The 13599-nt window shown below is 37.1% G+C and carries 11 protein-coding genes; 7 read left to right on the top strand and 4 right to left on the bottom strand.

What is annotated here, in order from left to right; genetic code table 11:
• Window positions 1-92 precede the first annotated feature (92 nt).
• Window positions 93-524, bottom strand: a complete 432-nt coding sequence (locus tag MED217_RS09270) for a hypothetical protein (RefSeq protein ID WP_009780252.1) — start codon at window positions 522-524, stop codon at window positions 93-95.
• A 129-nt stretch (window positions 525-653) separates the two neighbouring features.
• Between MED217_RS09270 and MED217_RS09265 the strand changes: the two genes are divergently transcribed.
• The 5 genes from MED217_RS09265 to MED217_RS18520 all read left to right on the top strand — a co-directional run bounded on the left by MED217_RS09265 (window position 654) and on the right by MED217_RS18520 (window position 8615).
• Window positions 654-1331 carry a DUF2461 domain-containing protein gene (locus tag MED217_RS09265; protein WP_009780251.1) on the top strand — a complete coding sequence of 226 codons (678 nt, stop codon included), beginning with the start codon at window positions 654-656 and terminating at the stop codon, window positions 1329-1331.
• Window positions 1332-1447: 116 nt separating this feature from the next.
• The gene (locus MED217_RS09260) at window positions 1448-3304 is read left to right on the top strand and encodes a DNA topoisomerase IV subunit B (protein ID WP_009780250.1); all 1857 of its coding nucleotides are present in this window, start codon (window positions 1448-1450) and stop codon (window positions 3302-3304) included.
• 40 nt (window positions 3305-3344) lie between these two features.
• Entirely contained in the window at window positions 3345-5972 is a 2628-nt protein-coding gene (locus tag MED217_RS09255; RefSeq protein WP_009780249.1) for a DNA gyrase/topoisomerase IV subunit A, read from the top strand.
• Between the two features lie 3 nt (window positions 5973-5975).
• On the top strand, window positions 5976-6428 hold the full coding sequence (gene mscL / locus MED217_RS09250; RefSeq protein ID WP_009780248.1) for a large conductance mechanosensitive channel protein MscL: 453 nt from the start codon (window positions 5976-5978) through the stop codon (window positions 6426-6428).
• Window positions 6429-6557: 129 nt separating this feature from the next.
• The gene (locus MED217_RS18520; protein ID WP_009780247.1) at window positions 6558-8615 is read left to right on the top strand and encodes a response regulator; all 2058 of its coding nucleotides are present in this window, start codon (window positions 6558-6560) and stop codon (window positions 8613-8615) included.
• Here MED217_RS18520 and MED217_RS09240 read toward each other — a convergent pair.
• The 3 genes from MED217_RS09240 to MED217_RS09230 all read right to left on the bottom strand — a co-directional run bounded on the left by MED217_RS09240 (window position 8608) and on the right by MED217_RS09230 (window position 11565).
• A complete protein-coding gene (locus tag MED217_RS09240) occupies window positions 8608-10368 on the bottom strand; it encodes a tetratricopeptide repeat protein (RefSeq protein WP_154648927.1) in 1761 nt (586 codons plus the stop codon). The genes MED217_RS18520 and MED217_RS09240 overlap by 8 nt on opposite strands.
• A 304-nt stretch (window positions 10369-10672) precedes the next feature.
• Complete coding sequence (locus MED217_RS09235; RefSeq protein WP_009780245.1) at window positions 10673-11074, bottom strand: hypothetical protein; 402 nt, start codon at window positions 11072-11074, stop codon at window positions 10673-10675.
• 62 nt (window positions 11075-11136) lie between these two features.
• Window positions 11137-11565, bottom strand: a complete 429-nt coding sequence (locus MED217_RS09230; RefSeq protein WP_009780244.1) for a helix-turn-helix domain-containing protein — start codon at window positions 11563-11565, stop codon at window positions 11137-11139.
• Window positions 11566-11856: 291 nt separating this feature from the next.
• Here MED217_RS09230 and MED217_RS09225 point away from each other — a divergent pair, with 291 nt between their 5' ends.
• Window positions 11857-13032 (top strand): M14 family zinc carboxypeptidase, encoded by a 1176-nt coding sequence (locus MED217_RS09225; RefSeq protein ID WP_009780243.1) that lies wholly within the window; start codon window positions 11857-11859, stop codon window positions 13030-13032.
• A 55-nt stretch (window positions 13033-13087) separates the two neighbouring features.
• The gene (locus MED217_RS09220) at window positions 13088-13567 is read left to right on the top strand and encodes an Lrp/AsnC family transcriptional regulator (protein ID WP_009780242.1); all 480 of its coding nucleotides are present in this window, start codon (window positions 13088-13090) and stop codon (window positions 13565-13567) included.
• The last annotated feature ends 32 nt before the right edge of the window (window positions 13568-13599 follow it).

The following is a 13599-nucleotide window of genomic DNA, read 5'->3' as shown; positions in this document are numbered from 1 at the left end:
CAATTTTGACTTTAAGTCAAATGAATATAAACTCTTGAGCATAGGAGTTTAATATTTTAACTGTAATAGTTTGAAGTAGCTTTTGACTAAATTTATTTCAAAATCCTTTGCTTAGAACATCGCTTGCTGAAAAAGTAGAGGTAAAATGCTATAAATATAACGATCAAAGGCATTATTAGACCTTGTACAGTGCCGTAGACTTCTAGCGCATTGGTCGCAAAAAAGGAATATCCCATCTGAATAAGCACACCAACTAATGAGATCAAGAATAAGGATACGGCGAGGCTTTTCCGAAGCAAAAGAAACACACTCCCTAGAAGTCCGGTTAATGTTGCAATAGCAAAAATACCCGTGAGCCATTGAGGGGTGCTTTCAATAAGCGCAACTTGCTCTGGTGGCAATTCTGAAAGCGCATCGCCACTTACGAAGGTTTGTCCTAAGAATGCAAAAACGCCCATTAAATTCCATAAAAGGCCTAGCGTTGTAATAATCCAATACGTGCGGTTCGGTTTAACTGTGGTCATAATTGGTTATTTTTAAAGAAGAATATCGAATTGCAAAAATTCTAGATTCTAATAAAAATAATCAAATTTTTTAAGTTTTATAAAGATTAATATCAGGCCGTTGACTCATTGGCCTAAATTAAATTTCTCATGTCTGTAACCTTGCCTAAGGCCTATTTTCAGTTTTTAAAAGAACTCAAAGCAAACAACCATAAAGATTGGATGGATGCTCATAAAGCCGAGTATAAACGTTTAGAAAAAGAGTTTAAACACTTTTGTGAAGACACCAAAAATCAATTAAACGGTTTTGATGATATTGAGCGTGTTAAAGTGTTTAGAATCAATAGAGACATACGTTTTAGTAAAAATAAAATGCCGTATAAAACAAATCGTGGAGCTATTTTTTCACGATCAGGAGTGCATCGGCGAGGGAGTTTTTACTTCCAGATGGCACCCGGCGCCAGTTTTGCAGGAGGCGGATTTTTCAAACCCGAACCGGCAGATCTGTTGCGCATTAGAAAAGAAATTGAACTGGATGCCGATCCCATTCGTAACATTTTAAAACAACCCGATTTCAAAAGGGTTTATGGGGGCTTCAATACCGAAAGTCAGGTGAAGACCGCTCCTAAAGGTTTTAGCAAAGAAGATCCCAATATAGACCTTATTCGGAATAAGAATTTCTATGTAACGCATCAGTATACCGATGCTGAAGTACTGGCTGAAGATTTTCAGGAGCAACTATTAGCACACTTCAAGCTTTTAATGCCTTTTTTTGATCATATGAGCGAAATTTTAACCACAGATTTGAACGGTGAACCTATAATCTAATTTTCAGTAGTTTAGCGCGATTCTAGAGATTCTTCAAAACTTTGTTAATTAAATTGAGTTTTTCGGCTTTAAAAAACCTCTGCGAAATACTATATTAGCAGACATCCCTTTCTTTTATGGCAGAACAAACAAAATACACCGAGGACAATATTAGATCCCTTGACTGGAAGGAGCATATACGTATGCGTCCTGGAATGTACATTGGTAAACTGGGAGACGGCTCGAGTGCAGACGATGGTATTTATATTCTTTTAAAAGAGGTGCTTGACAACTCTATCGATGAGTTTGTGATGGGCGCCGGTAAAACCATTGAAGTCAGCATTCAGGGAACCCGAGTGATCGTACGTGATTACGGTCGTGGTATACCATTGGGTAAAGTGGTTGATGTGGTTTCTAAAATGAATACCGGTGGTAAGTATGATTCCCGAGCGTTTAAAAAATCAGTTGGACTCAACGGTGTAGGTACCAAAGCGGTAAATGCGCTTTCAGAATACTTTAGAGTTGAATCTACGCGAGATAACAAATCGGCTTCGGCTGAGTTTGAACGCGGGACTCTAAAAGATGAAGAGTTTCTCGACGAAACTTCGCGACGCAAGGGTACCAAAATTACGTTTGTTCCTGATGATACCATTTTCAAAAACTACAAGTTCAGAAATGAGTATGTCTCGCGAATGCTTAAAAACTACGTCTATCTCAATCCGGGATTGACCATTGTTTTTAATGGTGAAAAATTCTATTCTGAAAACGGACTGAAAGATTTGCTGGGTGATCGTATTGCCGAAAATGACATTCTGTATCCTATAATTCATTTGCGGGGAGATGATATTGAAGTTGCGCTTACCCACAGTCGCACGCAGTATTCTGAAGAGTATCATTCATTTGTTAATGGTCAGAACACGACGCAAGGAGGGACGCATCAGGCCGCTTTTAGAGAAGCCGTTGTGCGTACGATCAGAGAGTTTTACAATAAAAATTATGATGCTTCAGATATACGTAAATCTATCGTTTCTGCAATAAGCATCAAGGTAATGGAGCCGGTTTTTGAGTCGCAGACCAAAACAAAACTCGGTTCTACAGATATGGGCGGGGAATTACCTACGGTGCGAACCTATGTAAATGATTTCCTCAAAACAAAGCTTGATAATTATTTACATAAGAATCCTGAGACTGCAGAAAAGCTTCAGCGTAAAATTTTGCAGGCAGAGCGGGAGCGTACCGAGTTAAGCGGAATTAGAAAACTGGCTAAGGAGCGCGCAAAAAAAGCGAGTTTACATAATAAAAAGCTCAGAGATTGTCGAGTGCATCTTACTGACAGTAAGAAGGAACGTAATCTAGAGAGCACCCTTTTTATAACCGAGGGGGATTCTGCTTCGGGCTCGATCACAAAATCGCGGGATGTAAATACACAAGCTGTTTTTAGTTTACGTGGTAAACCGCTTAATTCTTACAATATGAGTAAGAAGATCGTATATGAGAATGAAGAATTCAACCTCTTGCAATCTGCTTTGAATATTGAAGAGTCGATGGAAGATTTGCGATATAACAATATTGTGATCGCAACAGATGCCGATGTCGACGGGATGCACATTCGCTTATTACTTATAACGTTCTTTCTTCAATTTTTCCCGGAGCTGATCAAGGAGGGGCATTTGTTCATTCTCGAGACGCCACTTTTTAGAGTGCGTAATAAAAAGAAAACTATTTATTGTTACAGCGAGCAGGAGCGAAGAGATGCGATTGAAGAATTGAGTGGTAAACCTGAAATTACTCGATTTAAAGGTCTTGGTGAAATTTCTCCGGATGAGTTTAAACACTTTATTGGAGAAAATATTCGTTTGGCGCCAATTATGTTAGATGAAGCGATGTCTATTGAAGAAATTTTACAATTCTATATGGGTAAAAACACTCCAGACCGTCAAAAGTTTATCATCAACAACCTTAAAGTTGAATTAGATCCTGTTTTAGAAAATTAAAATTAGAAAACTCCCTATTTATCTTTTGAGATAAAGCACTATGAGCGAAAACTACGAAGATCCAAATTTAGACCAACCAGAAGACGAGAATTCCGGCGAAACCATCACCCGTGTAACGGGGATGTTTAAAGATTGGTTTCTTGATTATGCATCCTATGTTATTTTAGAGCGTGCGGTACCTGCAATCGAAGATGGTTTCAAACCTGTACAACGCCGAATCATGCACTCGATGAAAGATCTTGATGATGGGCGTTATAATAAAGTAGCCAATATCGTGGGACATACGATGCAGTACCATCCGCACGGTGATGCAAGTATTGCAGATGCGATGGTACAAATGGGCCAAAAAGACCTTTTGATCGATACACAAGGAAACTGGGGGAATACGCTTACCGGTGATAGTGCTGCTGCTTCGCGATATATCGAAGCGAGACTTTCAAAATTTGCATTGGAAGTTTTGTTTAGTCCGAAAATTACAGATTGGCAAGCTTCCTACGACGGTCGTAGAAAAGAACCTATAAACCTTCCGGTAAAATTTCCGCTTTTGCTGGCTCAAGGTGCTGAAGGTATCGCGGTAGGTTTAAGCACAAAAGTGCTGCCGCATAATTTTGTGGAATTGATCGATGCTTCGGTTAAACATTTAGAAGGAAAGAAATTTAAAATTTTACCTGATTTTCCTTCCGCAGGAGAGGCCGATTTTAGTGATTATAAAGATGGAAAACGTGGCGGTCGCATACGCGTTAGAGCTAAAATAAGTCAGCTCGACAAGAACACTTTGGTAATTACCGAAATACCTTTTACCACCACAACTACATCGCTGATTGATAATATATTAAAAGCAAATGATAAAGGAAAGCTTAAAATAAAACGTATTGAGGATAACACCTCTTCTCAGGTGGAAATCTTGGTGCATTTACCGGCTGGTCTTTCTCCCGACAAAACCATTGGAGCGCTTTATGCTTTTACCAATTGCGAGGTTTCGATTTCGCCATTAGGTTGTGTAATTGAAGACAACAAACCTCTATTTGTTGGGGTTAGTGAAATGCTTAGGATCTCTACAGATCGTACTAAAGATTTATTGCGTCAGGAATTAGAAATTCAACTTGAAGAGCTTGAAAATCAATGGCATTATGCATCGCTCGAGCGCATCTTTATCGAAAACAGGATCTATCGTGATATCGAAGAAGAAACTACTTGGGACGGCGTGCTTCACGCCATAAATGAAGGGCTTAAGCCACACATCGGTCATTTAAAACGTCCCGTTGTTGAGGAAGATTTGGTTCGTCTTACTGAAATTAGGATCAAGCGTATTTCAAAATTTGATATCGATAAGGCCCAGCAACGCATTGAAGCTTTAGAAGATCAAATCGCAGAGGTAAAGCATCATCTGGAGCATCTCACAGATTATGCGATCGCCTATTTCAAAAGACTTAAAAAGGAATTTGGTGCAGGTCGCGAACGTAAGACCGAAATAAAACTTTTTGATGATATCGAAGCTTCTAAGGTGGTTATTCGTAACACCAAGTTGTACGTAAATCGCAAAGAAGGTTTTGTAGGTACATCTCTTAAAAAAGATGAGTACGTCACCGATTGTGCTGATATTGATGATATTATCGTATTTACCAAAGAAGGAGTTATGATGGTGACCAAAGTAGACACCAAGACCTTTGTAGGTAAAGACATCATACACGTAGCCGTATTTAAAAAGAAAGACAAGCGTACGATTTATAATATGCTGTATCGGGACGGTAAAGGCGGTGCCACTTATGTTAAACGCTTTAATGTAACGAGTGTAACGCGTGACCGGGAATACGATATGACCAAAGGTAAAAAAGGCTCGCAAGTATTGTATTTCTCAGCAAATCCTAATGGAGAGGCCGAAGTTGTATCGGTTTATTTAAGAGCTGTAGGGAATATCAAAAAACTCAAATTTGATCTTGACTTTTCTGATATTCTAATAAAAGGAAGAAACGCTAACGGAAATCTTGCTACGAAGCATTCGGTACGCACGATTGAATTAAAAGAGAAGGGAGTTTCAACACTCAAGCCGCGTAAAATATGGTTCGACGATACCGTTCAGCGTCTTAATGTTGACGGAAGAGGAGAGTTGTTGGGAGAATTTAAAGGAGAAGATCGTTTATTGATCATTACTCAAGACGGTGTTGTAAAAACCATAACACCAGAACTCACCACAAGGTTTGATACCAAGATGATCGTGCTTGAAAAATGGATCCCCAACAAACCCATCTCTGCAATTTACTGGGACGGAAACCGGGAGCGCTATTATGTAAAACGCTTTTTGATCGAGAACCCGGAAAAGGAAGAGGTTTTTGTTTCAGATCACGCAGATACTCAATTAGAGATCGTGTCTACAGACTATAGACCGGTGGTTGAGATGGTGTTTTATAAAGAAAGAAACAAAGATCAAAAACCCAACGAAAGTGTTGATATAGAAGAGTTTATAGCAATTAAAGGAATCAATGCTTTAGGTAATCAGTTTTATACTGAAAAATTAAAACAAATCAATCTTCTTGATCCTTTGCCTTATGAGGAGGAACCAGAAGAAGAGCCAGAACAAGAAGTGATCGAGTCAGATAGCGAATCAGAAGTTACGCCTGAAGAGGATGATGATGTAAAAGGGGATGGCACTCAAGGATCACTTTTTTAAGGTATGGGTTTAATTCAAGAGTTTAAAAACTTTGCCGTCAAAGGCAATATGGTAGACATCGCTATAGGTGTTATTATTGGGGCTGCTTTTCAAAATGTCATTGATGTTATCGTGAAAAAAGTGATGATGCCGCCATTATCCCTTTTGACAGACGGTGTGCAGATGGCAAACAAAAAAATCATTTTAAAGAATGCGTATACCGCACAAGACGGTACCGAAGTAGCGGAAATAGCTATTGGGTATGGTGAATTAATAGAAGTTCTTATTGACTTTTTTATTATTGCTATTGTTGTTTTTATAGTGGTCAAACTCATGAATAGTTTGAAAAAGCAGAGTGAAGATGAAAAAAATCCTGCTGTTGAAACCCCTAAGAATATAGCGCTATTGGCTAAAATGAATGAATTACTTGAAGAACAAAACAACTTGTTAAAATCTAATAATTCTAATAAAAAGTAAGTGTTTACTTACTTTGATTCCTTTTAATATTTTTTTAAGCTTTTTATCGATTAAATAGTAATATTATATACTTCGCGTAATTTAAATTCACTACTTTTAATACTCTTTATCGTAGTGACAACGAAGTAAATGGCAAAAAAAGTACCCTCTAAAGATTATTTGATTTCCCTATTGTGGTTTTTGATACCTGCTTTGGTGTGTATTTATGTGTATCATAATTTTAAATCAACACTTCCGCAGCGACTTTCAGATCAAGTTCAGCTTACCGGGAGTCTTGCTACTCAGGATTTTAAACGCACTGTGCGAAGCAATGTTCAAGGTATTCAAAATCTTGCTGAACGTATCGAGGAAACTAATGGTGATTATTACGATTACTGGATCCAGGATGCCAAACGTTTACTTAAACAAAACGAGTCACTTGACTTTGTTGAGCTTATCAATCCTAAAGGAATTGTAGAGGATATTTTCCCGAGAAGACCTAATGTACCGGCGATTGGTCTCGATATTTCAAAATTAGCGTATCGTTATGAAGACTGGCAAAGCAAATCTAGTCAAGGTGTTACCAACATCACGCAATGGGTGCAATTGTCTCAAGGTGGAAATTCTTTTTTGGTAGATGTTCCCGTATATATCGAAGACGAATTTAAAGGCACGGTTACCGGCGGAATGAATTTCAACGATGAATTTGATCGATTAAGTTACTACCTGAAGGATTTTGCTATTCAAATAAAGGACGAAGAAGGAACTCGTTTTTATAACTACAACAATTACGATCAAGCGCAAACAGACCCCTTTTACGTTTTTGAAACCGCTATGATTATGGATTCTGATATGAATGAATCCTGGAATTTTCAGCTAACCTTTGCTAATCCAGATTTTTTGGCAGAAAATATGCGTCTTGCCGATTATGCGCTTGGAGTAGGTTTGATCCTATCACTTGCGATCGGTTTGCTTTCATTTTTTAACAGAAATGCTCAAAATGCAGCCAGTCGTACGTTGCGTATGAATAAAAAGCTGAAGGAACTCAACCTGAGTTTAGAAGAACAAACGCTTAAAGCCAATCAAGCATCTATCGCAAAAACCGAATTCCTATCAAATATGAGTCATGAGATCAGGACTCCGCTTAATGCGATTGTGGGAATCAGCGATTTAATAGGATCCGGGAATAATAAATTTGAAGAAGAGCATTACCTATCCTTGTTGAAACAATCTTCAAAAACCTTATTGAATCTTATCAATGACATTTTACGTTTAGATAAGATGGAATCCGGCTTTTCTGAAGTAGCACATATTGAATTTTGCCCCCTGAATATTATTGAAAACCTACGCCAATTTAATTTGCAACCAGTCAAGAGCAAAGATCTTGATTTAGAAGTTGTGGTTGACACCAAAACAAAGAGTTATGTGTTAGGCGACCGGGCCAAATTTGAACAAATACTCAATAATATTGTAAGCAACGCGATCAAGTTTACCCAAAAAGGAAAGATCGCGATACATTATTCAGAACGTCAAGAGAACAATAAAGTCGCTGTAGAAATTCGTGTAACTGATACCGGTATCGGTATTCCAGAGGATAAAATAAATGACATTTTTGATCGTTTTATTCAGCTGGATACCGGAATGCGTAAAAAGCATAGTGGTGGAGGAATAGGCTTGTCGATCGTAAAACATTTGGTAGAATTATTAGGGGGAACGATTTCGGTAAAAAGTAAAGTAGGTGAAGGGTCTGAGTTTAAAATAAACTTGGATTTTGATCTGCTTAGCAAAAAGAAAATTGATCAAGATCAATTAACAGCAGTTGATATTCCTGAGTTAAATATTCTCGCTGTTGATGATAACAAACTTAATGTTATTGTGTTATCGCAATTGCTCAAGAAAATTGGCCTAGAGACTGATATAGCTTACAACGGGGAAGAGGCTGTGGACAAGGCTCATCAGAAAAAGTATGATCTTATCTTTATGGATGTTCATATGCCGGATATTGATGGTTATGAAGCGACGCGACGAATTAAACAGTTGTACAAGGATACTATTATATTAGGCCTTTCTGCAGACTCTACAATTAGCGCTGTAGATTCCGGTTTAAAGTGTGGGATGAGTGATTATCTGACCAAACCAATAGATAAGAACAAGCTCACTACGGTTCTCAATGATCATTTTGGTTCTAAGACCAAAGATGTTATTTAATGGGTAAATCGATCAAAACTTGAGTTCCGGCAGGATACTCTTGCTCATCATACAAATCGATAAAGCGAAGCGCATAGGTGTTTCTTAAATTTTTAGAGAAATTTTGTAACCGCCTTAATGTTAGGTTTATTCCTATTGATTTCTTTTGCGTATTTACCTTTTCACTGGCGACTTCCATAGTTTTCTTTCTGCCAATACCATTATCTGTAATAGTGATGGTAACAAATTCATCATTTTTCAAAGCAACGTCTAAGGTCAAGAGTTTTTCACCCTCTTTGGGTTGTAAGCCGTGCCATAGCGCATTTTCTATAAAAGGCTGTAAAATCAAAGAGGGTATTTTTATCGCTTTCAAATCAACACGTTCGTCTATATGTACAGCATACTGGATCTCGTTGCAAAATCGAATATTCTCAATATTTACATAAAGCTGCATCGTGTCTAGCTCTTCCTGAAGCGTAATTTCCTTTTCTAACGAACTCGTAAGGATAGAGCGTATCAGTTTTGCAAACTGATTTAAATAGCGCATAGCGTCTTCTACATTGCTATTTTGAAGATAGATCCGTATAGACAAGAGCGCATTAAATATAAAATGAGGATTCATCTGTGAGCGCATCAGCTTCTGCTCGGCATTGAGGCGTTGCTTTGCGTTTTTTAAGCGCATCTGACGGTATAAGATAAAAAGAATGATAAGTAAGAGAAGCGATAGTAATAGAATGAAAATATTATTCTTTTTGCTCTGAGAAAGCTCTATCTGAGCGATTTGATTGTTTCGCTTCAGTAATTCTATGGTATTCTTCTTTTGCTCCGAATCGTATTTATAAATCAGGTTGGTTACATATTTCTGGTTGGCCTGATTTAAGTATTCTTCCTGAACTTCTTGAGAAGAGCGCTGGTAAGCCAATGCTTCCTGGTAGTTGCCTTGTTGTTCTTTAAGTTGCGACAGGTGCATATAAGCCATACTTAAAAATTGCTTATGATCATTTTCGTCAGCTATATCTTTGCCTTTCATCAGGTATTCTTCCCCAAGTTGATGATTTCCTAATTCGCTATAAGCCCATCCTAGATTTATGTAGGTAAGCGCGATATAAAATTTATCACCTATCTTTTCAGCTTTGGGAAGCACTTCATTTATGAGTGACAAAGCCTTAGAAGATTTCCCCTGTTTTAAATAAACCTGACCTATACTATTGTTGCAAATAACCCTACCTAAATCATTGTTAATCTTATTGTTGTACTCTAATGACTTTTTGTAATTCTCCAGTGCTTTGTCATATTGTTTTCGCTCTTCGTAAGTGATTCCTAAATTCCCATAATTTATCGCCAGCCCTAGATCGCTGGTTAAATTGGCTTCACTATTGATCGCCATTTTAAAGAATTTTTCAGCGTCATCATAATCTCGAAGTAACAAATAAATGTTGCCTATACTGTTTTGAGAAATTGCTATTCCTTTTAAAAGCGCTCTTGATTTTTTAGACTGACTTTCAGCCAGAGCAAGTGCAGCATTGTGTTTGTCTAAAGCCGAACTTACCGCATCAATGCGACGGTAAACGACTCCGGTCATATTTAAAACCGAAACTTTAAGTTCTACATCATTGAGTTCGTTTGCTAGTTTTAGCGCTTTATCGTGATGCTCTAGAGCTTCCTCATAATACGAATGATCTCTTAGATAAATTCCTAATAAATTTTCGCCAAAGGCATTTCCGTAGGTATAACCGGCATTCTTTGACTTTTCAATAAAAGAGGCTATTGCCAATGAATCCCGTTTAAAAGCAGACGTATATTTTTGAAGGGAATCAAAGGAAGCATGTCGCTGTTCTATACTTGTGTTTATAGCATTTTCAATACTGTCCTGTCCTGAAACGGAGGCGCTGTAAACGATAAATAAGCATAAAAAAACGCGGAGCTGTAAAGACACTTTAAATAATTTGTTTGAGAGGATGTGGTAAATTAAAATACAACATAGACAAGGATTCTAAGTCATTTTACAAAATCTATAAATTATCTAAATATAATTATTTTACTGCAGTTGCGAAGAAACAACATCAGGGGAAAATCACCTAAAATTCATCTGGAGAACGTGGGGCGTCTGCAATTTTTGTCACCGTCCCTTTTTGTTTTTTAGAGTCACCCACCAAAGCGTACTCAAACGTATAAGTGTTGTCTTGTGTGGTGAGTATTTTAAAATGAATCGCTTTACGATCCATCATACTTTGTGGATTAATTTTATTTGCGATGTATTCACAATCATTGATCCAGCGTATTGCTGAAGAGTCGGCTTTGCCTTGATAATAATCGATTTCAAGGGTGTCATTACGCGTAAAGGTTGTCTTGACAATTTCACCCTCAAGGTAGGTTTCAAACTCAAAAGTTCCATTTTTAAAATCGGTACACTTACGTTCCGGACTATAACATGAGTTTAATAATAGCAGGAGGAGAAGTGCGATTAGCGAATACCGCATGGGAGTTTATATTTTGATTATATAACTCCAAATTTATAGAAGAAATATCAATCCCAATATGACTAGGGATTAAAACTTTTAAAAGTGCCATCATTGTAAAAAATAACAATACGTTCAATTTCTTTTATGTCTGAATTTATTGCCGGTTTTTTTTGCGTGAACTCACTTGAAGAATTCAAATCTTCTTGAGCCGGAGTTGAAGGCTTGTCAAAATTTGCAGCCAACTGACTCGATGCAGGTTTATAGTTAGGGGTAGGCCTGGCTTTTTTAGGAAAGCTTCCTTTGCCATTAAGTAACCAATACAATTCAACCTCAGGAAAAGCTTCGATTATTTTCATCACAAATTCGAGACTCGGCTTATTTCTGCCTGAGATAATATGAGAGATGGAAGAACGCCCTACATCTATAGCGTCTGCAAAAGATGTGGCATTTAAGTCATACTCATCCATCACTTTTTGTAGCCTTTTGGCAAATAATTCGCTGTTTACCATTGTAACATTACATTTCAAACATCACTGTTACAAATGTAAAACAATTCTTTGAATTATATATTTTACATTTGTAAACAAGGCTATTAATTATTGATCTATCACTGCAGGTTAATGTGTTTAAATTATTGTATATTAATTAAATGAATCTTGCTTTGCTATAGAAAGGAAATATTCCAAAAAGCGAAGTTTAATTCAGTAACGTCTGTTCACATAAGTGACTAATCAGATGTATCCCTATTGTGTACAATTGTAAATTATGGAATGTTTACATTTGTAACCTAATATTATTTGATGAATTATACCTCTTTACTTGAATGGCATACCGCGCACAAAGAACAAGCGCTCTACGGCCGATACCTTACCATAAATCAACTACAACCTTTATTAGACCGTATACCAGACCTTTTTGTCAAAGAAAGCCTTGGCTATTCCGTACAAAACAGACCTATTTATAAAGTGACTTTTGGAACCGGTGAGATTAAAATACTAGGCTGGTCACAAATGCACGGTAATGAGAGCACTACTACTAAAGCCTTATTCGATCTTTTTAAATGGTTTGAAGCAAATAAAGACACTGAAATCGGTCAAAAGTTATTGAGTACGTTCAATTTTACCTTTATTCCAATGTTGAACCCTGATGGTGCTGAAGCCTATACACGCGTCAATGCCAATCAAGTTGATTTGAATAGGGATGCACAAGAACTTACGCAGCCGGAGAGCCTGATTTTGAAACAGGTTTATACCTCTCTCGATCCTGATTATTGTCTTAATCTACATGGACAGCGTACCATCTTTGGTGTAGGCGAACCTGCTCAAAGTGCTGTTGCTTCTTTCTTATCACCATCTCAGGATGCTTTGCGCACAGTTACACAGTCTAGAAAAGAGGGAATGGCTATTATTGCTGAGCTCAATGAGATGTTGCAGGAATTTATTCCGGGACAAGTAGGACGTTATGACGATGGATTTAATATAAATTGTGTAGGCGACACGCTCCAGCAGCTCAATATTCCCACAATTCTTTTTGAAGCGGGACATTTTCCAAATGATTATGCCCGTGAAAAGACTCGAGGCTTTATGTTTTTATCATTAATACGCGTTTTTGAGTCTATTTTATTGCTTAAATCTGAAGAAAATGTGTCTTCAAATCCATATTTCGCTATTCCGGAGAACAAAAAATGCTTTTTTGACTGTATAATTCGTAATATTAATTTACCGGAATACGGAGTAACTGATATGGCGATTCAGTATCAGGAAACTTTAAGAGACGGAATTTTATATTTTGTACCTAAGATAGCGCAAATCGCTGATTTAGATAGCTTTGTTGGACATAGCGAAATTGATTTTGCTCAAGAAAAAATAGAATTCCCTGAAAATTTCACATTAGATGTTGGTCAAAATCTTGAGAATCTTCAAGTAAATAGTAATTTACCTACAACGTTTTCGGTAAAAAGCAACAATTTATTATGAATTATTCAGTGATTTTGTATTATTTTTGATTTATATATAATTTAATCACTTAATAATGGCAAAATTCAAATTAGACGAGGTTGATCATCAAATCCTAGATATGCTGATTGAAAATACCCGAACTCCTTTTACCGATATAGCAAAGAAATTGCTTATTTCTGCAGGTACGGTTCACGTACGTGTTAAGAAAATGGAAGAAGCTGGTATTATTGTGGGGTCGTCATTAACCTTAGACTACGCAAAACTTGGCTATTCTTTTATTGCTTATGTAGGTATATATATAAATAAGACAAGTCAAACCACATTTGTCTTGGAGCGTATTAACCAAATTCCTTATGTTACGGTTGCACATGTTACTACCGGAAAATTCAATATTTTCTGTAAAGTGCGTGCTAAGAATACAGAACACGCTAAAAATATTATTTTTATGTTAGATGATATTGAAGGAGTGTACCGTACTGAAACAATGATTTCTCTTGATGAAAGCATTAACGATAAGAAACGTTTAATGCATAGCATCTTTCAAGACCTGTAAAGTAAACCAAAGAATATTTCTTTAAATATACC

The organism is Leeuwenhoekiella blandensis MED217, assembly GCF_000152985.1.
In the GTDB taxonomy this organism is placed as follows: Bacteria; Bacteroidota; Bacteroidia; order Flavobacteriales; family Flavobacteriaceae; genus Leeuwenhoekiella; species Leeuwenhoekiella blandensis.
Note: the sequence above shows the minus strand (reverse complement) of the source record. Positions and strands in the feature narration are given on the sequence as shown.